The 19,318-nt window shown below is 69.3% G+C and carries 17 protein-coding genes; 6 read left to right on the forward strand and 11 right to left on the reverse strand.

What is annotated here, in order from left to right; genetic code table 11:
* Nucleotides 1-64 precede the first annotated feature (64 nt).
* A complete protein-coding gene (locus tag A3AG_RS0116410) occupies nucleotides 65-952 on the forward strand; it encodes a helix-turn-helix domain-containing protein (protein ID WP_018006469.1) in 888 nt (295 codons plus the stop codon).
* A 4-nt stretch (nucleotides 953-956) separates the two neighbouring features.
* Here A3AG_RS0116410 and pcaDC read toward each other — a convergent pair whose 3' ends face one another.
* The 4 genes from pcaDC to pcaH form a co-directional block, all read right to left on the reverse strand.
* Nucleotides 957-2,132, reverse strand: a complete 1,176-nt coding sequence (gene pcaDC, locus A3AG_RS0116415) for a bifunctional 3-oxoadipate enol-lactonase/4-carboxymuconolactone decarboxylase PcaDC (RefSeq protein WP_018006470.1) — start codon at nucleotides 2,130-2,132, stop codon at nucleotides 957-959.
* A 199-nt stretch (nucleotides 2,133-2,331) separates the two neighbouring features.
* Complete coding sequence (locus A3AG_RS0116420; RefSeq protein ID WP_081610736.1) at nucleotides 2,332-3,762, reverse strand: 3-carboxy-cis,cis-muconate cycloisomerase; 1,431 nt, start codon at nucleotides 3,760-3,762, stop codon at nucleotides 2,332-2,334.
* A 93-nt stretch (nucleotides 3,763-3,855) separates the two neighbouring features.
* On the reverse strand, nucleotides 3,856-4,437 hold the full coding sequence (gene pcaG, locus A3AG_RS0116425) for a protocatechuate 3,4-dioxygenase subunit alpha (RefSeq protein WP_018006472.1): 582 nt from the start codon (nucleotides 4,435-4,437) through the stop codon (nucleotides 3,856-3,858).
* 4 nt (nucleotides 4,438-4,441) lie between these two features.
* Nucleotides 4,442-5,143, reverse strand: coding sequence for a protocatechuate 3,4-dioxygenase subunit beta (gene pcaH / locus A3AG_RS0116430; protein WP_018006473.1), 702 nt, complete (start codon nucleotides 5,141-5,143; stop codon nucleotides 4,442-4,444).
* A 94-nt stretch (nucleotides 5,144-5,237) separates the two neighbouring features.
* Here pcaH and A3AG_RS0116435 point away from each other — a divergent pair, with 94 nt between their 5' ends.
* Nucleotides 5,238-6,191 (forward strand): LysR substrate-binding domain-containing protein, encoded by a 954-nt coding sequence (locus tag A3AG_RS0116435; RefSeq protein WP_018006474.1) that lies wholly within the window; start codon nucleotides 5,238-5,240, stop codon nucleotides 6,189-6,191.
* A gap of 26 nt (nucleotides 6,192-6,217) precedes the next feature.
* Here A3AG_RS0116435 and A3AG_RS0116440 read toward each other — a convergent pair whose 3' ends face one another.
* A complete protein-coding gene (locus A3AG_RS0116440) occupies nucleotides 6,218-7,597 on the reverse strand; it encodes an MFS transporter (RefSeq protein WP_018006475.1) in 1,380 nt (459 codons plus the stop codon).
* 435 nt (nucleotides 7,598-8,032) lie between these two features.
* On the opposite strand from A3AG_RS0116440, the gene A3AG_RS0116445 reads away from it, so the two are divergent.
* Nucleotides 8,033-8,242 carry a DUF2905 domain-containing protein gene (locus A3AG_RS0116445; protein ID WP_018006476.1) on the forward strand — a complete coding sequence of 70 codons (210 nt, stop codon included), beginning with the start codon at nucleotides 8,033-8,035 and terminating at the stop codon, nucleotides 8,240-8,242.
* A 10-nt stretch (nucleotides 8,243-8,252) separates the two neighbouring features.
* On the opposite strand, the gene A3AG_RS0116450 is transcribed toward A3AG_RS0116445, so the two are convergent.
* The 3 genes from A3AG_RS0116450 to A3AG_RS0116460 form a co-directional block, all read right to left on the reverse strand.
* Nucleotides 8,253-10,205 carry a methyl-accepting chemotaxis protein gene (locus A3AG_RS0116450; protein ID WP_018006477.1) on the reverse strand — a complete coding sequence of 651 codons (1,953 nt, stop codon included), beginning with the start codon at nucleotides 10,203-10,205 and terminating at the stop codon, nucleotides 8,253-8,255.
* 188 nt (nucleotides 10,206-10,393) lie between these two features.
* Entirely contained in the window at nucleotides 10,394-11,656 is a 1,263-nt protein-coding gene (locus tag A3AG_RS0116455; protein ID WP_018006478.1) for a phospholipase D-like domain-containing protein, read from the reverse strand.
* 108 nt (nucleotides 11,657-11,764) lie between these two features.
* The gene (locus A3AG_RS0116460) at nucleotides 11,765-12,772 is read right to left on the reverse strand and encodes a LysR family transcriptional regulator (RefSeq protein WP_018006479.1); all 1,008 of its coding nucleotides are present in this window, start codon (nucleotides 12,770-12,772) and stop codon (nucleotides 11,765-11,767) included.
* A gap of 106 nt (nucleotides 12,773-12,878) precedes the next feature.
* Here A3AG_RS0116460 and A3AG_RS0116465 point away from each other — a divergent pair, with 106 nt between their 5' ends.
* Nucleotides 12,879-14,099 carry an MFS transporter gene (locus A3AG_RS0116465; protein WP_018006480.1) on the forward strand — a complete coding sequence of 407 codons (1,221 nt, stop codon included), beginning with the start codon at nucleotides 12,879-12,881 and terminating at the stop codon, nucleotides 14,097-14,099.
* A gap of 13 nt (nucleotides 14,100-14,112) precedes the next feature.
* Here A3AG_RS0116465 and A3AG_RS0116470 read toward each other — a convergent pair whose 3' ends face one another.
* On the reverse strand, nucleotides 14,113-15,996 hold the full coding sequence (locus A3AG_RS0116470; protein WP_018006481.1) for a sensor histidine kinase: 1,884 nt from the start codon (nucleotides 15,994-15,996) through the stop codon (nucleotides 14,113-14,115).
* A gap of 7 nt (nucleotides 15,997-16,003) precedes the next feature.
* The gene (locus tag A3AG_RS0116475) at nucleotides 16,004-16,678 is read right to left on the reverse strand and encodes a response regulator (RefSeq protein ID WP_018006482.1); all 675 of its coding nucleotides are present in this window, start codon (nucleotides 16,676-16,678) and stop codon (nucleotides 16,004-16,006) included.
* A 347-nt stretch (nucleotides 16,679-17,025) separates the two neighbouring features.
* On the opposite strand from A3AG_RS0116475, the gene A3AG_RS0116480 reads away from it, so the two are divergent.
* Both A3AG_RS0116480 and A3AG_RS0116485 read left to right on the forward strand, forming a co-directional pair.
* Complete coding sequence (locus tag A3AG_RS0116480; RefSeq protein ID WP_026164236.1) at nucleotides 17,026-17,619, forward strand: OB-fold protein; 594 nt, start codon at nucleotides 17,026-17,028, stop codon at nucleotides 17,617-17,619.
* Nucleotides 17,620-17,916: 297 nt separating this feature from the next.
* The gene (locus A3AG_RS0116485; protein WP_018006484.1) at nucleotides 17,917-19,005 is read left to right on the forward strand and encodes a BON domain-containing protein; all 1,089 of its coding nucleotides are present in this window, start codon (nucleotides 17,917-17,919) and stop codon (nucleotides 19,003-19,005) included.
* A 41-nt stretch (nucleotides 19,006-19,046) separates the two neighbouring features.
* On the opposite strand, the gene A3AG_RS33430 is transcribed toward A3AG_RS0116485, so the two are convergent.
* Nucleotides 19,047-19,318, reverse strand: a 272-nt coding sequence (locus tag A3AG_RS33430) for an ISL3 family transposase (protein ID WP_018006485.1), incomplete at its 5' end; no start/stop codon positions are given.

Raw genomic sequence — 19,318 nt, forward strand, 5'->3', positions numbered from 1 at the left:
GGAATGGACAGACCGAACCAATGACAGGACAATCGGAACATTGCTGGTAAACACTGACGCCCCCGTGAGACCTGTCCCGACCTACTCCCTGTACGGCGTGAATTCGTCAGAACCGCTGTCCGACCAGCTGCATTTCGAGTCCATTGCCGCGCGCAGCCGCCTGCACGGGTGGGAGATCAAGCCCCACCGGCATGAACGCTTCCTGCAAATTCTGTACATCCATGCGGGTGGCGGCGAAGCCTTGCTCGAAGAGCGCCGGGAGCCGCTGCGCAGCGGCTCGCTGGTGACGATGCCGCCGCGGCACATCCACGGTTTTGTGTTTACGCCTGACACTGACGGCATGGTCGTCACCATGACCGACAGCCACCTGCGCACGCTGCTGGCGGGGGTGCCGGATGCGCTGCCGCTGTTCGACCACCCGCGCCACGACCGCGTGCGGCGCGGCCACGCGCTGGCCGATGCGCTGGCGCTGTTTCGGGGGGAGATGGAAGCGGTGTCCGCCTGGCGCGGGGCGTCGCTGTCGGCGCTGCTGACGCTGGTGCTGATCGGCATTGCGCGGCTGGGCAATGCCGATCAGCCGGCAGCCGTGCGCAGCAGCAGCCGACCGGCGCGGCACTTCCAGCACTTCCAGCAACTGCTGGAATCGGACTACCGCGAGCAGAAGGAAATCGGGCACTACGCCGGGGCGATCGGCATTACGCCCACGCAGCTCAACCGCGTATGCCGCCAGGCCTCGGGCCAGTCCGCGCTTCAGATGATCCACGCGCGCGTGCTCGCCGAAGCGCAGCGCGACCTGCTCTTCAGCGACCTGGAGATCAAGCACATCGCGTTGTCGCTCGGCTTCTCCGATGCGGCGTACTTCTCGCGCTTCTTCGCGCGGCAGGTGGGACAGGCGCCGACGGAGTTCCGGCAATCGGGGCGGGCGCGGCTGCCGGCATTCGCGGTGCGCTGACGGATCAGGCGGGCTGGTCCATCGCGGCGAAGATTTCCTCGGCCATGTGGAAGGCCGAATTCGCCGCCGGCACACCGCAATAGATCGCCGTCTGCAACAGCACTTCCTTGATCTCGTCGCGCGTCACGCCGTTGTTGGCGGCGGCGCGCAGATGCAGCTTCAGTTCATCCGCGCGGTTCAGCGCGACCATCATGGCGATGGTCAGCAGGCTTCGCGTATGGCGCGGCAGGCCCTCGCGCGTCCAGATCTCGCCCCAGGCATAGCGCGTGATCAGGTTCTGGAATTCTTCGTTGAGCGGCGCCAGCCGCGCCAGCGAGCGATCGACATGCGCGCTGCCGAGCACCTCGCGCCGCACCGACAGGCCGGCATCGTAGCGCGCGTGGTCGTCGGTCACGGGCAGGCGCCCGCGCACGAAATCGATCAGTGCGGCGGTGAAGCGGCCGGGTTGCTCGAAGCTGGAGATATGCGCGGCGGGCAATTCGATAAAACGCGCGCCGGGAATCGCATCGGCCAGCGCGCGGCCATCCTGCGCGGTGGTCGACGGATCGTCGCTGCCGGCGATGACCAGCACCGGCACCGGGATCGACGACACCGTCTCGCGGAAGTCGGCGTCGCGCACCGCCGCGCAGCAGGCCGCATAGCCACGCGGATCGAGTCCTGCCAGCACGCTGCGCAGGCCATCCAGCGCGCGCCCGGCCGTGGCGGCAAACGCGGGGGTGAACCAGCGCTCGACCGAAGGCGCAACCATCACGCCCATGCCGTCGCGCAGCACGGTGTCGATGCGCGTGTTCCATCCTTCCGCGTTGCCGATCTTTGCGGCGGTATTGGCCAGCACGATGCGGGAGAAGCGCTCGGGCGCATGGATGCCGAGCCACATCCCGGTCAGGCCGCCCATCGACAGGCCACAGAACACGGCCTGGCCGATGCCCAATGCATCCAGTATGGCGATCACATCCTGGCCGAGTTGTTCAGCGGTGAAGGCATCACCGGGTGCGGTCGAGCGGCCATGGCCGCGGGTGTCGTAGCGCACCACGCGGAAGCGCCCGGCCAGCGCGGCGGCCTGCGGCTCCCACATGGTGTGGTCGGTGCCGAGCGAGTTGGAGAAGAGGATGGCGGGGGCTGAATCGGGGCCGTCGACGGTGTAGAAGAGGCGGGCGCCGGCGTGGTCTAAGTAAGGCAAGGAAGTCTCCCTGGATGTTGGTGTGTTGGGTTCAGCAGGCGGTCACTGGTGACTGTGCAAGGAGGAGCCAATATGAAACGCATGCGTTGGAACTGGCCGCCCGCCGTGAACGCTCCCCTCTCCCGCGCAGTGGGAGAGGGGTGGGGTGAGGGCAGACGGTGGCATGCTGCTGCGCCAGATTTCGTCGGCACGCCCGCCCTCACCCCGGCCCTCTCCCGCAAGCGGGAGAGGGAGTACACCGAGCTGAAGCCGAGGCCCTCGCCACCGCTTCCCGCCACGCCGCCACCGCCGCATCCGCGAACTGCGCCGACTGCCCCGCGTAATTGGCCGGATCGGCCAGCCGCTCCAGCGCAGCCTCATCCAGCAGCCCGGCATGCGCGGGATCTTCGCGAAGCATCGCCGCCAACGCGTCGCGAAGGCTCGTGCCCTGCTCCACCGCGCGCCGCGAGGCGTTTTCCACCAGCTTGTGCGCCGGCAAGCGACCGATGCGTGTACCCAGCGCCAGCATCGCTGCCTCGCCGAGTATCAACCCATGCGTGAGATCGAGATTGCCGCGCATGCGCGCCGCATCGACCTGCAGCCCCGCCACCACCTCGCCCATCTGGCGCAGCGCCCCCGCGGCCAGCGTGACGATCTGCGGCAGCGTGTCCCATTCCGCCTGCCAGCCGCCGAGGGCGCGCTCGTGTTCCTGCACCATGCCGGACAACATGGTGGCCACCAGCGGCGGCACGCGCACCGATGCCGTCAGCACCGCCGCGCAACCCACCGGATTGCGCTTGTGCGGCATGGTGCTGGAACCGCCGCGGCCGGGCCCGGCGGGCTCGGCCACTTCCGCCACCTCGGTCTGCATCAGCAGCGAGATGTCGCGCGCCATCTTGCCGAGCGTGCCGGTCAGCATGCCGATCGTGGTGGCCACTTCGACCATACGGTCGCGATGCGCATGCCACGGCAGCACGGGTGCGACCAGGCCAAGCTCGCGGGCCAGTGCGGCGGCAACGCCGGGCGCGGCATCGCCGAGGCTGGCGAGCGTGCCCGCGGCGCCGCCGAACTGCAGCGCGCGCGCCTGCGCGCGGGCCGCATCAAGGCGGGCGAGGTCGCGGCGCAGCGCGTCGAGCCAGCCGGCGGCCTTGCAGCCAAAGGTGGTCGGCAGTGCATGCTGCAGCCAGGTGCGCGCCACCATCGGCGTGGCGCGGTGCGCGCTGGCCAGCGCGGCGCAGGCTTCGCCCAGGCTTATCAGGTCGGCATCGAGCACGCGCAGCGCGTCGGCAAGCTGGAGTACCAGCGCGGTGTCGATGATGTCCTGGCTGGTGGCGCCCCAGTGCACGAAGCGCGCCGCATCGGCATCGCGCGCAGCCACGGCCGCGGTCAGTTGCTTGACGAAGGGAATGGCGAGATTGCCGGCAGCGACCGCGGCCTGCGCCAGCGCTTCGCGGTCGATGGCGCCGAGGTCGCGGCAGATGTCGGTGATGACGGTCGCGGCGGCGGCCGGGATCACGCCGCATTGCGCTTCGGCGCGCGCGAGCGCGGCCTCGACGGCAAGCATGCGTTGCACGGTGCCGGCGTCGGAGAAAATGTCCAGCACCGCGGGGCTGCCGAACATGGGATCGGTAAGACGCGTGACGGTTGGCATGGGGGCGATCGATAGGGGTCGTGGCGATGACGACCACCTGATTATGCTTGTCGCCGGCGGCCCGGGACATGCCCCGGCCGCCGGCGCGGCGTGTCAGATATCGAAGAACACCGTCTCGCCCGGGCCTTGCAGCACGATATCCCAGCGCAGCGTGCCGTTGCCGGCAGCGTTGCCGGAATCGATGCCAACGAGCGTGCCGCGCCGCTCGGCCGGCACCAGCGCCAGCACCGGATCGGCTGCATTGGCCGCGGCCTCGTCCGGGAAGTACATGCGCGTGGCGACGTGCCTGACCAGCCCGCGCATGAACACCGACACCATGATGTGCGGCGCCTGCGGGCGGCCGTCGGCACCCGGCACGGCGCCCGGCTTGACGGTGACGAAGCGGAACGACCCGTCAGGCTCGGTCGGCACGCGGCCGAAACCGGTAAAGCCGGGCACCAGCGGCAGCTCGCGCGTGTCTTCGGCGTGGCGGTAGCGGCCCGCGGGATTGGCCTGCCAGATTTCGACCATGCCGTCGGGCACGGGCTCGCCGTTGCCGTCGGTGACGCGGCCTTCGATCACGATGCGCTGGCCGGCCAATGTCGGTGCGCTGGCGGTCAGGTCGGCGCAGTTCAGCCCGCTCAGGCCGATATGGAGGTAAGGACCGACGGTCTGGGATGCGGTGGCGTAAAGCATGGTCTTACTCCATCGGCGTGGCATCGCGGCCACGCAGGATGATATCGAAGCGGTAGCCGAGGGCGTATTCGGGCTGGGTGGTCTCCCAGTCGAGGCTGGCGACGAGCCGGTCGCGCGCCTTCTGGTCCGGCACGCAGTTGAAGATGGGGTCGAACGGCAGCAGCGGATCGCCGGGGAAGTACATCTGCGTCACCAGGCGCGTGGCATAGGCGTTGCCGAACAGCGAGAAGTGGATATGCTGCGGCCGCCAGGCATTGTGGTGGTTGCGCCAGGGATAGGCGCCGGGCTTGATGGTCTTGAAGCGGTAGTGCCCGTTGGCGTCGGTGACGGTACGGCCCTCGCCGGAGAAATGCGGATCCAGCGGCGCGTCATGCTGGTCGCGCTTGTGCACGTAGCGGCCGGCCGCGTTGGCCTGCCACACCTCGATCAGCGCGTTCGGCACCGGCCGGCCATTCTCGTCCAGCACGCGGCCGGACACGAGGATGCGCTCGCCGACAGGCTCGCCGCCATTGCCGATGGTGAGATCGTTATCCCCCTCGTGCACGAACTCGGCGCCGAAAGCGGGACCGGTCACTTCGGACAGCGACTGCGGCAGCGCAATCAGCGGCTGGCCGGGCGAGCGCTTCTGCGTGGAAGCGTAGGGGTCGAAGCGGTATTCGGGCTGGGTGTCCCAGTAGGGACGGCGATATTGGGCAATACGCGTCATGGCGCAGTCTCCTTGTGGTTGGCATGGCAGGACTTTAGGCAACGCATAAAGTCATGTAAATTGAGTTTTCTGAGAATTACGATAACTTTCCCGCATGAAAACCACCGCCCGGCCCGCGCTCGAAATCTTCCGCAACCGCGTTCGGCTGCGGCATCTCTACTGCTTCGTCGCGGTGTCGCAGACCCAGCACCTGGGCCGCGCCGCCGACCGCCTCGGGCTGACGCAGCCAGCCGTGTCCAAGACCCTGAGCGAACTGGAGGAACTGACCGGCACCCGCCTGCTGGTGCGCCAGCGTGCGGGCACGGAGCTGACCACCGCCGGCACGCGCTTCCTGCGTCACGCGCTGCGCATCCTTGCGGATATCGATGCGGCGGCCGACAGCATGGCCGGCGAGCAGGCGCAGCCCCGGGAGCGCATCCGGCTGGGGGCGCTGCCCAGCGTCGTGCCGGCGGTGCTGACCGATGCCTTGCTGCGCTTTCGCGCCGCGCATCCCGAGATTGGGCTGGCCGTCCAGACCGGCATGAACCGGAGCCTGATCGACCAGCTCAAGGCCGATGTGCTGGATCTGGTGATTGGCCGCATGGATGACCCGGTTGCCATGGAAAGCCTGTGGTTCGAATCGCTGGGGCCCGACTCGCTGGCGCTGGCGGTACGCCCCGGGCATCCTCTTGCCGCCGTCTCGCGACCGACCTTGCTCGACGTGCTGGCATGGCCGCTGGTGATCCCCGCCGCGGGCTCGATCCCCCGCCACAACACCGAAAGCCTGCTGGCCCGCCACGGCTTGCCCCTGCCGGGCGGATGCGTGGAAACGTCGGATGCCTACCTCGGACGGCTGCTGGCCCGCCACAGCGACTGCGTGTGGGCGGCGCCCCTGTCCGCCGCGCGGCGCGCGGTGGCCGAGGACGAGCTGGTCCTGCTGCCGCTCGATACGCAGGGCACCGAGGAACCGATCGGCCTGCTGCGGCACGGCGACCGCACGCTGAGCCCGATGGCCGAAGCGCTGGCCGACTGCATCCGCGCCGCGGCCATGCCGCCTGCCGCGCGGTGAGGGGGCAGTCAGGGGACAGTAAAGGCTCAATGAGCGGCCACCCCTGCGCTGCCGGCGGCATCGGCACCTGGCGCACGGCTGCCGCTGACATGCTTGACCACCAGCGCAGCGGCGGCCAGCAATGCCGGCACGGCGAGCAGCGTAAAGATGGTGTCGAAGCCGAGCTGCAGGCGCAGCAGTTCCGCCCCCAGCAACGCGCCGGTGATGCCGCCGAAGCGGCCGATGCCAAGCATCCATGCCACCCCGGTGGCCCGGCCCTGCGTCGGGTAGAACGCCGCGGCCAGCGAAGGCATCGAGGACTGGGCGCCGTTCATCGCGGTGCCGGCGAGGAAGATCAGCGCGCCAAGCAGCACCTGGCTGCCGGTGCCCTGGCCCACGGCGTAGATCAGCACGCCGGTGGCGGCATAGGTGATGGCGATCACCTTGTTCGGATTGAAACGGTCCATGAACCAGCCGGCCGCGATGGTGCCGATGCCGCCGCCGAGCGGGAACAGCGCCGTCAGGAATGACGCGTGCTGGATCGAGAAGCCGGCGTCCTTCATCAGCGTGGGCATCCAGCTCGTCAGCAGGTAGAAGATGACCAGGCCCATGAAGTAGGTGCACCACAACATCGCCGAACCCAGGCGATAGCCCGGCGCCAGCACGGTGCCGATGGCGGAGCGGGTCGCGGGCGCCTGCTCGCCGGTGATGAAGGTGTTGACTGCCCCCACGTCCGCGCCGGTTACGCGCCGCAGCAGCCGGCGAATCTGGTCGGCGGGATAGTTGCGCACCACCATGTAGCGCACCGACTCGGGCAGCAGCATCACCAGCAGCAGCGCGAGCGCAAGCGGCACGATGCCGCCGAGCAGCAGCACGCTGGGCCAGCCGAAGTGCGGGATCATCGCGGCGGCGACAAAGCCACCGGCGGCGGAGCCGAGCGGAAAGCCGCAGAACATGGTGTTCACCAGCACCGCCCGGCGGCGTTGCGGCGCGAATTCTGCGGTCAGCGTCACGGCATTGGGCATGGCAGCTCCCAGGCCCAGGCCGGTCAGGAAGCGCAGCACCGTCAGCCAGCCCAGCGTGGGCGCGTAGGCCGTGGCCAGGCTGCAGGCGCCAAAGAAAAACACCGACAACACCAGCACCTTCTTGCGGCCGATGCGGTCGGCCAGCGGACCCGCAAAGATCGCGCCGAAAGCAAGGCCGAACAGCGCCGCGCTCATGACGGGCCCGAGCGCCGATTTTTCGATCCCCCAGTCCTGCACCAGCGCCGGTGCGATATACCCGATGGCGGCCGTATCGAAGCCGTCGACGGCGACCACCAGGAAGCACAGCACAAGAATGAGCCACTGGTAGCCAGTGAATCGCTGTCCGTCGATCAGGGCCTGGACGTCCGCGACGCCAGCCTTGGATGGGAGGGGTTGAGGCACTGTTGTCTCCGTCTGCCTTGGAAATCGCGCGGTCCGCCTGCCAGCAGGCATGACCAGCTCAAGTTGTTCTAATAGCGAACTATCGTTCTCTAATTGAACGAATCTTAGGCAACGGGGATCGGCGCCAAGAATTGGCGTTAACCCGGCAAAAGCCGTTGGATTTCGGAGCCAGGATTCACCACTTGTTCCCCTTATCCCGCCCCAAAAAATGTTTCCAGAACCGTTGAAAGGTACTTTCTTCCATAAATTTATGTGGAGGTGAAATTTTCCACCCGGTACTGGCCGGTCAATAAGGAAATTTCATATCGAAAGCACCAGCCTTCAATTTACATTGGGGGAATCTTTCACATCGGGCACTTGGCTTTGCCGCAGGCCGGAATCAAGGCGCCGACCGCCGGTCAAATGCTCAGGTTGGCCTCGCCCTCTCCCATCCCAATGCAACGCCTGCTTCTCATCCTGGGCGCCGTGCTGCTTGCCGCCGGCGCCGCCTGGCCCTGGCTCGCCAAACTGCCGTTCGACCGCCTTGGCCGCCTGCCCGGCGATATCCACATCGTTCGCGACGGCTTCAGTTTCTACCTCCCGATCACGACCTGCATCCTGCTGTCGGTGGTGGTTTCGGTGGTGATCTGGCTCCTGCGGCGCTGACCGCGCGCCATCAGTCCGCCTGCAGCCCGGTGCGGAACACCGCCACCGCCCGCTGCATCCGCAGCGCCTGCTCCCGCAATGACTGCGCCGCGGCCGCGGCCTGTTCCACCAGCGCCGCGTTCTGCTGCGTGACCTGATCCATCTGCGCCACCGCCTGGTTGACCTGGCCGATGCCGCTGCTCTGCTCGCGCGAGGCCTGGCTGATCTCATCCATCATTGCCGTGACCCGGCCGATGGCGGCGACGGTGCCGGCCATGGTCGCAGAAAGGTCCAGCGCCAGCGTATTGCCCGCGGCCACGCGCTCGCCGGATTGCGACATCAGCATGCGGATCTCCCTGGCCGAGGCGCCGGCGCGCTGCGCCAGCCCGCGCACTTCGCCGGCCACCACGGCAAAGCCCCGGCCGGCCTCGCCGGCGCGCGCCGCTTCCACCGCCGCGTTCAGTGCCAGGATATTGGTCTGGAAGGCAATGCCGTCGATCACCGCGATGATGTCGGCGATGCGCCTGGAGTCGGCGTCGATCGCCTGCATGGTCTGCTGCATGCGGCTGACCGCGTCGCCGCCGGCGCGCGCCGCGGCAGCGGCTTCGCGCGCCAGCGCGCTGGCGTGCCCAGCGTTGCCGGCGTTCTGCTGCACGGTGGCGGTCAGCTGCTCCATGCTGGCCGCGGTCTGCTCCAGTGACGACGCCTGTTGCTCGGTGCGCTGCGACAGGTCGATATTGCCCTGCGCGATCTCGTCCGCCGCGGCCAGCACGTTGTGCGCGCCGGCCTTGGTGTCGCCGATCAGCGTGCGCCAGCCCGCCGCCAGCGCCAGCAGGTGCCGCTTGATCTCGCTGAGCTCGTCGCGCCCGCGCACCGCATGCCCCGCGGTCAGGTCGCCGGCATTGATGCGCGCGACCATCGCGGCGACCTCGCGCACGTCGGCGCGCATGCCGCGGCTGAAGCCGATGAACAGGTAGAACGCGGCACCCACCATCACCAGCGCTATGCCGGCCAGCCAGGCGAATTGCCGGGCTTGCGCCGCGGCCCGCTGCGCCAGCATCCCGGCGGCGATCGCGGCGAACTCGCGACTGGCTTCGGCCACGCCTTCGATGGCGGCGGTGGCTTCGTCGAAGTAGGCCCTGGCCTCGATGTCGATGCCGGCCGTCCCCAGCATGCGCACCTGCAACGTGCGATGGAAGCGGTCCATCGCGCCCACCCTTGCCAGCGCGTCATCGAGGCGCGCGCGGTAAACGGGCGCTGCCTTGCCGACGCGCGCGATGTCGCGCCGTACCGTGTCCAGTCCTGCGTGGATCTGTTCGGCCAGCGCGCCCAGCCCCGCCTGCTGCGCGGCATCGGCATAGCCGCCCCGCGCGATGATGCCGGCGCCGCGCCCGCGCGCGAGCGCGCTCAGTTCGGCCAGGCGCGGCATCGGGCCGGCCAGCAGGCTGACCAGGTAGTACGAGCCCGCCTCGCCGTCCAGCGCCAGTTGCGAGCGCTCGGCGACGTCGGCGATCAGCGCCTGCGTTTGCCCCACCAGCGCACTGTGGCGCTCGAACAGCGGCCCGGCCGCGGTGCCGAGGCCGGGCCCGCGCAATTGCTGCCAGTCCTGCTCCAGCTGGCGCATGCCGGCCGCGAGGTCAAAGTCGGGATTCTGCGCAATGCTGCGCGACAGTGCGGCGAGGCTGGCCGCCGCCTTTTCATCGGCCTTGTCGAAGGTGGCGCGGAAGGCGGCGTTGCCCGACAACACTGCATGCGCGGCGCCGCGCCGGACCTGGGTCTCGCGCATGAAGTCGAGCGCGTGCCCGACTACCGCCAGCCCGCGTATCTCCTGGCCGGTAGTGCTGCGCGCTTGCGCCGCGTCGCGCAGCGCCACGGACAGCGCGCCGAGCAGGGGCACCAGGAACAGCACGGCGATCAAGGCCAGCTTGCGGCGGATATTCAGGCGCGCCATCAGGCGCTCGGCGGGAAGGAACAGGGCAGGCATGGATCGTCCAGAGGGGCTCGGTTTTCCCCTGCTATCGGCCCGGTTCGGCCGTGCTGAAGCACAGATGTCCGGGTTTTTGACGATGCGCAAATGCGGTGCGACAAAAGCGCTGAAGTGGGGCGAACGGCGCGCCGATCAGGGGCATGCTGCCCCGTTGGCGAGCCGTTTTTCCGGCATCGCCGGACCAGTCAAAGCTGCGCGCCGATCAGCGTGGCCAGGCGGTCGCGCAGCCGTTCCTGCCATGGACGGTTGCGCCACGCCTCATGCGTCATCGGCCGCGACAGCTTCAGGTCTTCCTCGAAGATCCGCGTCTGTTGCGCGGCAAACGCCGCGTCGAGGATATTGAGCGTGGCCTCGTCATTGAGGCGGAACGAGCGGTTGTCGAAGTTGGTCGACCCCACCGAGACCAGCAGGTCGTCGACGATCAGCACCTTGCAGTGGTACATGGTCGGCGCGTACTCGGCGATCAGCGCGCCGGCCTTCAGCAGTTCGCCCCAGCGCGCGCGCGACGCCGAGCGCACGGTTTCGGAGTCGATATGCTCGCCCGGCACGATCACCCGCACCCTGACGCCTCTTGCCAGCGCTGCCAGCAGGGCCTTCTCGGTCAGCGCGTCGGGAACGAAATACGCCGCCGACAAATCGATGGTGCGCGCCGCCGCGGTGATCGCCAGGTGGTACATCAGCGCCATGCTCTCGCTGCCGCCCGTGGGCGAGCTGCTGAACATCTGCGCCCGGCCGTTGCCGACCGGCGCCAGCTCGGGGAAATAGTCGGGGCCATGCGGGACCGCGCCGCTGATCTTGATCCAGTTGTCGAGGAACACCGACTGCATCTGGCCGACCACCGGCCCCTCCACCTCGAAATGGGTGTCGCGCCAGTGGTCGGGGTCCTGTGCGTGGCCGGTCCACTCGGGCGCGATGCCGACGCCGCCGGTAAAGCCGATGCGGCCGTCGACCACCAGCACCTTGCGGTGGGTGCGGTTGTTGAGCTTGCCCACGGTGTACCAGCGCACCGGATGGTAGTGGCGCACATCCACGCCGGCACTGGTCATCAGGCCGAGCGCGCCCTTGTCGATCTTGGAACTGCCGACCGCGTCCAGCAGCACCTTGACGCTGACGCCGGCCCTGGCGCGCTCGGCCAGTGCCTGCGCGAAATCATGGCCGATATCGCCCGACCAGTAGATATACGACTCGAAATTGATGGTCTTGCGTGCGGCGCGGATCGCGCCCAGCATCGCCGGAAAGATCTCGTCGCCGTTCCTGAGCACGCGGTAGCGGTTGCCGTCGACCAGCGGCGGCCCCAGCAACACGCCCAGTTCGCGCGCGAACTGCGGGTCTGCCACGCTGTAGAGCCGATCGAGGCGCCTCTCGATGCGCTTCTCGCCACCGACCAGGTTGTAGGCGACGATGCCCGCCAGGGCAAGCAACACGACCGCGGCGGCAAACGCGAGCATGCGGCCCCTTGTCCGAAACCGGGGAAAGACGCGGCGGATCACGCAGGCACCATGATGTGGAGCGCGGGGTGGCCCGCGGCGGATGTAGTGGCCGATACAGGATAGGCGTTATCGGCGCGCTTGTGGCATCCGGCCCGCGCCGCGCGCGCGCGGCGCGGGCCTGCGTTCGACCATGCCGGCGGTCGGGATGGCCTGCCGCATGGCGTCGGCGAACAGGCGCAGCTTGGCCGGGTAGAAGCGCGCGTGCGGATAGACCAGGTAGATCGGCAGCGGATCGGCCTGCCATTGCGGCAGCAGGTGCAACAGCCTGCCGCTGGCGATGTCGTCGGCAAAGATCCACGACGAGCCGACGGCAACGCCCAGCCCCAGCCGGGCCGCCGCATGCAGCGCGTACAGGCTGTCCGTGCTCATGCGCGGCGCGAAGGACAGGCCGTGGCGCGCCCCGGTCTGCAGGTGCTGCAGCGCGATCTCGTTGCGGTAGAACGTGCGCAGCGCCAGCCAGGGCAGGCTTTCCAGGTCCTGCGGGCGGCGCGGCAGCGGCTTGCCGTCGAACAGCGACGGCGCGGCGATGACCGCGCGTGGCACGTCCGCCAGGCGCACGGCCACCAGGCCGGGTTCATGCACCTCGCCCACATGGATCGCGCAATCGATGGCCTCGGCGATAAAGTCCGGGGTGCGGTCGTGCAGCAGCCATTCGACCGCGACCTGCGGATACTGCCGCAGGTAGTCCGCCAGCGGACCGACCAGCAACTCCTGCCCGAACGCGTGCGGCACCACCACGCGCAGCGTGCCGCTGGGGGCGTGGCCCACGCCGCGCACGTCGGCTTCCAACCTGGCCCAGTCGGCCACCAGTTCGCGCGCGCGCTCGTAGCAGCGCGCGCCGTCTTCGGTAAGCTTCATCGCATGGGTGGAACGCTGCAGCAGGCGCACGCCCAGCAGCCGCTCCAGCGTCTGCAGGCGCCGGCTGATGGTGGGCTGGGTGGTCTGCAGCTGCGCGGCGGCTAGCGACAGGCTGCCGGCCTCGACGATGCGCACGAAGGTCTGCATCAGGTCGATCCGGTCCGCGCCGGGCGCGCCGCGGGCGGCGGCGGGGTTAGTGGCTGGCAGGCCTTTCATACGCGTCTCGTATAGCCATTGTTCACCCCGCACGTCTACCAGAATCGGCGCGCGTGGACAACACTTCGGGCCATCCCAACCGCTTCGCGAACCGCGCAAACCCGCTATGTCCCCTGTTCCCGCAACCTCCCCCGCGGCCACGCTGGCCAGCCCGGCCGTGCCGGCGCGCCTGGTGCTGCTGCTTGCCACCGGCGCCGGCCTGGCGGTGGCATCGCTGTACTACAGCCAACCCATGCTCGGCGTGATGGCCCCGGACCTGCGCGCCAGCGATGCCACCGCCGGCGCCATCCCTACCCTGACGCAGCTCGGCTATGCGCTGGGCATCCTGCTGCTGGCGCCGCTGGGCGACCGCTATGACCGCCGCCATATCATCGTGGCCAAGGCGGTGGCGCTGGTCGGCGCCTTGCTGCTGGCCGGCCTGGCGCCGGGCATCGGCATGCTGCTGGTGTCGAGCCTGGTGGTGGGCCTGTCCGCGACGCTGGCGCAGGATATCGTGCCGGCCGCGGCGGCGCTGGCGCCGGCCGCGCAGCGCGGCAAGGTGGTCGGCACCGTGATGACCGGGCTGCTGCTGGGCATCCTGCTGTCGCGGGTGGTCAGCGGCTTCGTCGCCGCGCACTTCGGCTGGCGCGCGATGTTCATGCTGGCGGCGGCCAGCATCGCGGCGGTGGCGCTGGTGGCGCGGCGCGAGCTGCCGCGCTTTGCCCCGGCCACGACGCTGCCGTATCGCGCGCTGCTGGCCTCGCTGGCGGCACTGTGGCGCGAGCATGGCGCGCTGCGCCGCGCGGCGCTGGCGCAGGGGCTGCTTTCGGTGGGCTTCAGCGCGTTCTGGTCGACGCTGGCGGTGATGCTGCATGGCGCGCCCTTCCACCTGGGCAGCGAGGCCGCCGGCGCGTTCGGCCTGGCCGGTGCCGCCGGCGCGCTGGGCGCGCCGCTGGCGGGCCGCCTGGCCGATCGCGGCGGTCCGGAACGGGTGACCCGCGCCGGCGCGGCCCTGGCGGCGCTGTCGTTTGCCGCCATGCTGCTGACCCCGCTGGTGCCCCCGCAAGCGCAGCTGTGGCTGATTGGCGCCAGCGCCATCGGCTTCGACCTGGGGGTGCAGGTGGCGCTGGTCGCGCACCAGACCATCGTCTATGGCATCGACCCGGGCGCGCGCAGCCGCCTCAATGCCGTGCTGTTCGTCTGCATGTTCACCGGCATGGCCGCCGGCGCGGCGCTCGGTAGCCTGGTGCTGGCGCGCTTCGGCTGGACCGGCGTGGCCGCGCTCGCGACCGCCGCGGCGCTGTCCGCGCTGGCGGTGCGGCTGCTGCCGCAGCGCGCGGCGCAGTGAGCCGGAACCAGGCTTATGCCGCGGGCGCGGCCCCGGCCCCGGGCGTGCCCGCCTCGTCGCCCTGCGCCGGCGCCAGCGGCACCTCGACCGTCAGCGCCGTGCCGCCGGGCGCGGAGCGGATCTGCAGCCGGCCGCCGATCGCCGCGGCGCGCACCTGCATATTGCGCAGCCCGCGCCCGCCGCGCGTGGCCCCGGTATCGAAGCCGCGACCATCGTCGGCCAGCGTGATGCGGATCGCCTGCGTGGGCGGGTCCGCCTGCGCGGTCACCGTGAGCGTGCGCGCCGCCGCATGCTGCAGCACGTTGGTGATGCCTTCCAGCAGCAGGTATTGCAGCTCCTGCACCTTGCGCGCGGAGAAATCCGGCAGCGCGGGCAGGCGTTCTACCTCCCAGCGGATCTGCAGCCCGGCATCGGCGATGCGCGGCCCCAGGCGATAGCGCAGGTTGCCCAGCACCGCGGCCAGGTCGCCGCCGGTGTCCTGCATGGCATCGATGGACAGCTTGAGCGAGTCCAGCGCATGCCGCACCTGCGTGGCCACTTCCGGGCTGCTGGCCTTGCCCGACTCCAGCATCGACAAGGTCGTCACCAGCTGGCTGCCCAGCCCGTCGTGCATGTCGCGCAGGATGCGCCCGCGCTCGCGCAGCGCGGTTTCCTCGGCGGCAATCTTCTGCGTGCGCGCAAAGGCCGCGCGCAACTGCGCCTCGCGCTGCGCGACGCGCTCGGTCAGCACCTGGTTGGCGTTCTGCAGGCTCAGCACCGCGCTGGTGTAGCGTTCCACCAGCATCCACGCCATCACCACGCTGAAGGGCACCGAGACATAGCGGGTCATCGAATGGACCCAGTAATAGTCGCCGGTCAGCCAGACCTTGATCCAGTCCGCCAGGAACAGCACCGCCGACACGCCCACGGTGACGGCCAGCAGCGTCGCCTCGCGGCTGGGCCGGCGCAGCGCGCCCCACACCATCGCGCCGGCCACCGTCAGGATGATGCCGACCTTGACCAGCCAGCTCAGCGGAAACACCAGCGGATGGCTGGAGATGGCGGCGAGCGGCGCGATCACCGGCAGCGCCAGCCACAGGTAGGCGTTGAGGGTGCGATGCAGCCAGCGCCACGGCACCCGGATCACCAGCAGGCAGAACCTGGCGATGGCGCCCAGGAACACTTCGCGCGCCGCGGCGACGATATAGCCGCGCAGTTCCGCCGGGATGGCGAGGTCATCGACGAAATAGTCGAGCAGGCGCACGCTCCAGGCAATCTCGGCCAACCCGTACAGGCCGAACAGCGGATCGCGCTGGCGCCACCAGATCAGCAGCGCCAGGCCGCCCAGCACGACGCTGAGCACCGCGGCGATCAGCGGGCCGACCACGCGCAGCAGGAAGGCACGCTCATACTGCGCGCGCACCTCGGCGGCCGGGCCCACCGTCACCGGCAGCAGGCCCGAGCGCGCATAGGCGCGCGCGGCCACGGTGATGCGCAGCAGGTTGCCGTGCGTGTTGGCCAGCTCGGGCGGCACCGCCACGTAATACGGGCGCTTGGCCAGCGCCGACGCCGGTGCGTCCAGGCGCCCGCCGGCGGCGATCAGCACGCCGTTGAGGCGCACCTCGTAGCTGCCGCCGGCCCATGGCACGAACAGTCCCCCGGGCGTCGCCGCGGGCCAGTTGCGGTCGAAGCGCAGTTCGTAGACCACGGTGCCGGACTTGCCCGGCATCACCCGGTCCCAGTAGTCGGGCAGCGACAGCGCGCGCGCCGGCAGCACGGTGCCGTCGGCGAGCGTGGCCGCGCGCGTGGCCTCGGCCAGCGCCATGGTGTCCGCCGCCGCCATGCCGGGCAGCAGCAGGCCGGCCCACGCCAGCAGCAGGGCCAGCATGGTGCGCAGGCAGGGCGGCCAGGACGGCATGGCGCGCTTACAGGGACTTGAGCAGGCCGAGTTTGGCCGCCTCGAACACGGCCTCGCCGCGCGAGCGCACCGCCAGCTTGCCGTAGATGTTCTTGATGTGCGATTGCACGGTATGCACGCTCAGCCCCAGGTAGCGGGCGGTTTCGGCGTAGGTGTAGCCGCGCGAGATCAGGTCCAGGATCTCGTTCTCGCGCACTGACAGCACCACCGCGCCGGGGGCCGCGGCATCGCGCGCAGCCGCCTCGGGCGGCGCGCCGCGCAGCCGGTTCACCACTTGCCGCGCGATCAGCGGGCTCATCGGCGAGCCGCCCGCGCGCAGTTCGCCGATCGAGGCGGCGATGCGGTCGGTGGTTTCATCCTTGAGCAGGTAGCCGATGGCGCCGGCCTCGATGCTGGCCAGCACATGCTGGTCGTCGCCGAACACCGTCACGACCATGCAGTCGCAGGCGGGATAGCGCACGCGCGCGTTGCGGATCACGTCGATGCCGCTGCCGTCGGGCAGGCCGAGGTCGCACAGCAGCACGTCGGGCTCGTGCTGCGCCAGCCACGCCAGCGCCTCCGCCACGGTCGAGGCGCAGCCCGCCACCGCGGCATCCGCCGCATGCAGGTCTACGGCCTGCACCAGCCGGCGCAGCGCCGGGGGATCGTCTTCGACGATGAGGACTCTCGTTGTGCTTGCCATGCCTGTATTCCCGCGCCACGCCGCGCTGCGTCCCCTGTGTTGCCGCGCGGTGCGCTGGTTGCGCAAGGTGCGCCGGCACGACGGCGGATTCTGACATATCCCGCCCGCGCGCGGACGGCCTGGCGCGCCCCTTCAGGGTAAACGCCGCAGCGCGTACCGATCGCACGACGGCACGGCGCGCGCCATCCGGCAACGGCCGCGCTGCGGCTGGCCCGTTCGGGGGATGCCTGCTCTGGTTTTCTCGACCGTTACAGCGCTTTTGGCAGTTCTGTTGGATTTTGCAAGATGTACGCATACAATGCCCCGGCGTCAGCCGACAGAGCTGGCGGACCTGGAGAAGAAGCAAAATGCAGACGGGAAAACTGATGGCAGGGCTGGTCCTGGCCGGGTTGCTGGCCGGTTGTGAATCGATGGATGGCGCCATGTCCTCCATCAACGGCGTGCTCGACGGCACCGGCGACGTGCTCAGCGGCGACTTCCGCATGCTGGCCGACCCCAAGCCGGCTTCGCTGGGCGACATCTGGGCCGACTGGAAGAAGAACGAAATCACGGCGAAGAAGAAGTGGGACGCGCAGGCCATCCTGGTGTCGGGCACGGTCTCGCGCATCACCAAGGTCGATGGCCTGAGCATCACGAACGACACCATCGCGGTCTACTTCAAGGATTCGGTCAATCCGCAGTGCACTGGCAAGGCGTTGATGCGCGATGCGATGCTGGTCAACCAGAAGAAGATCAGCAACCTGCAGACCGGGGACAAGATCAACGTGACCGGCGTGCTGGCCACCAGCGATTCCGAGTCGTACAACAGCAGCAACAAGGAATGCTACTTCGCCTTTGCCAAGTCGAAGATCGAAGCGGCGCCGGCAAGCCCGGCCGCCACCGCCCCGTCGAAGGCCGCCACCGGCACCAAGTCGAAGTCGACCAAGACCAGCAAGAAGTAAGCTGGCCCACGCCGGTATGGCGCCGGCGGCCGACCCGGATCAGCCGCCGGCTCCCTCGCCCCGTGCGCCTGCGACGCTGCGTGCGGGCTACGCCACACACCGCCGCCAAGGCTGCATCCCTTACACGCTCTGAAACCGTTGCACGGATGCCAGTCCGCCCGGTGCCCCGTCTGCCGGCGCCGCGGGGCCCTCGGCCGCACGGTACGAATCTTGCCCCTTCCTGAGTATCCGCCCGCGGTGCCGGCGTGATTTTGCGCCGGTTTCCGCACATGGGCGTCACCTTGTCAGGAAATCAGCATGGGCTACTACTACGATGAGCGTGAAGCGCGCGATTCACGAGAACGCCGCCAGGCATGGGACGACGATGACTGGCAACCGGAATCGGAACGCGACCGCTGGCAAGCACAGCGCAGGCGCCAGCAAATGACCCCGGGGCAGACCAGCTACGGCGGCCCTGCCCGCCCGGCCCGGGAATTCAACGAGCAGTACGGCGCCCGGCGCTATCCCGACTATCCGCGCGAGGAGCGCTACGGCAGCGACCTGCGCTATGGCCTGAACGGGGGCTACGGCTGGGAACGCGCCGGCGAATGGCGCGACCCGCAGGCTTGGGAGCGCGACGATGAATACGCGGAACAGCAATGGCGCCAGAGCGTGGAGCGCGCCCGCGAGCCGCGCGAGCGTTACCAGGCGCGCGAGCGTTATGCGGGCCCTGGCTCGTCCCGCGACGAAGGCCGCGAGCGCTACTTCAGCGACCTGCGCAGCGACCGCCGCTACTGGACCGAACCGGACGAGGACGAAGAGGAAGAACACCGCTACATGGTGCAAAGCCACAGTCCGGGCTATCGACAGTACGCGCAGCGGCGCGGCTGGGAGACCGATGAAGACCGCGATGACGATCGCGACGATGACCGCGAACACGGCGTGCTCTACAACCTTGGCCGTCGCATCGGCGAAGTGGTGGGCGACTGGTTCGGCACGCCCGACGAGCGCGAACGGCGCTCCGGCCCGCGCGGCTACCAGCGCAGCGACGAGCGCATCCGCGACCAGATCTGCGAGCGGCTCAGCTACGCGCGCGGCGTGGACGTGAGCGATGTCAGCGTCGATGTCAACGAGGGCGTGGTGTCGCTGACCGGCACCGTGCGTGACCGCGGCCAGAAGTACTACATCGAGGACATGGCCGACGGCACCTACGGCGTCAAGGAAGTCAACAATGACATCCGCGTGCGCCGCGACAGCGAGCGCGTCGGCGAGTCATCGAGCGCCCGCAGCGCGGGCAGCGCCAGCAGCTCCGCCAGCCCCGGCAGCACGGGCAGCACGGGCAGCGCGACCGCCACCAGCGGTGGCAGCGCCACCAGTGCCACCACGGGCAGCACCTGGCGCGCATAAGGCCGGAAGCCGGCGGAACATTCCGCCGGCTTTTTTTAGGTTCAACGAGGAATTCCGGGGAAGGCAGCCTTGATCTTCAGGAAGAAGTATTCCTCGTCACGGTAGCCATAGGCTCGGCGCTTGATGACTTTGATGGTGTTGTTGATGCCCTCAACGACGCTGGTATTCAGCGGATGGCGGCATCGGGCAAGGATGCCGTGCCAATACGCTTTCAGGCGCTGGGCGAACAGTTCGAGGGCAGGTATTCGGCTCTGCCTTGCTTGTTCGCACCAATGCTCCCACGCCTTTTGCGCCCATCCCGGGCGGCGATAGA

It is taken from the genome of Cupriavidus neocaledonicus, assembly GCF_000372525.1.
Taxonomy (GTDB): Bacteria; Pseudomonadota; Gammaproteobacteria; order Burkholderiales; family Burkholderiaceae; genus Cupriavidus; species Cupriavidus neocaledonicus.

Bases quoted from the DNA above. Each gene is read 5' to 3' on its own strand.
- A3AG_RS0116435 (WP_018006474.1), top strand. From the start codon at position 5,238: ATGAAAACCACCGCCCGGCCCGCGCTCGAAATCTTCCGCAACCGCGTT.
- A3AG_RS0116475 (WP_018006482.1), bottom strand. From the start codon at position 16,678: ATGGCAAGCACAACGAGAGTCCTCATCGTCGAAGACGATCCCCCGGCG.
- A3AG_RS0116480 (WP_026164236.1), top strand. From the start codon at position 17,026: ATGCAGACGGGAAAACTGATGGCAGGGCTGGTCCTGGCCGGGTTGCTG.
- A3AG_RS0116470 (WP_018006481.1), bottom strand. From the start codon at position 15,996: ATGCCGTCCTGGCCGCCCTGCCTGCGCACCATGCTGGCCCTGCTGCTG.
- pcaH (WP_018006473.1), bottom strand. From the start codon at position 5,143: ATGACGCGTATTGCCCAATATCGCCGTCCCTACTGGGACACCCAGCCC.
- A3AG_RS0116455 (WP_018006478.1), bottom strand. From the start codon at position 11,656: ATGCTCGCGTTTGCCGCCGCGGTCGTGTTGCTTGCCCTGGCGGGCATC.
- A3AG_RS0116445 (WP_018006476.1), top strand. From the start codon at position 8,033: ATGCAACGCCTGCTTCTCATCCTGGGCGCCGTGCTGCTTGCCGCCGGC.
- pcaG (WP_018006472.1), bottom strand. From the start codon at position 4,437: ATGCTTTACGCCACCGCATCCCAGACCGTCGGTCCTTACCTCCATATC.
- A3AG_RS0116460 (WP_018006479.1), bottom strand. From the start codon at position 12,772: ATGAAAGGCCTGCCAGCCACTAACCCCGCCGCCGCCCGCGGCGCGCCC.
- A3AG_RS0116465 (WP_018006480.1), top strand. From the start codon at position 12,879: ATGTCCCCTGTTCCCGCAACCTCCCCCGCGGCCACGCTGGCCAGCCCG.
- A3AG_RS0116485 (WP_018006484.1), top strand. From the start codon at position 17,917: ATGGGCTACTACTACGATGAGCGTGAAGCGCGCGATTCACGAGAACGC.
- A3AG_RS0116420 (WP_081610736.1), bottom strand. From the start codon at position 3,762: ATGCCAACCGTCACGCGTCTTACCGATCCCATGTTCGGCAGCCCCGCG.
- A3AG_RS0116450 (WP_018006477.1), bottom strand. From the start codon at position 10,205: ATGCCTGCCCTGTTCCTTCCCGCCGAGCGCCTGATGGCGCGCCTGAAT.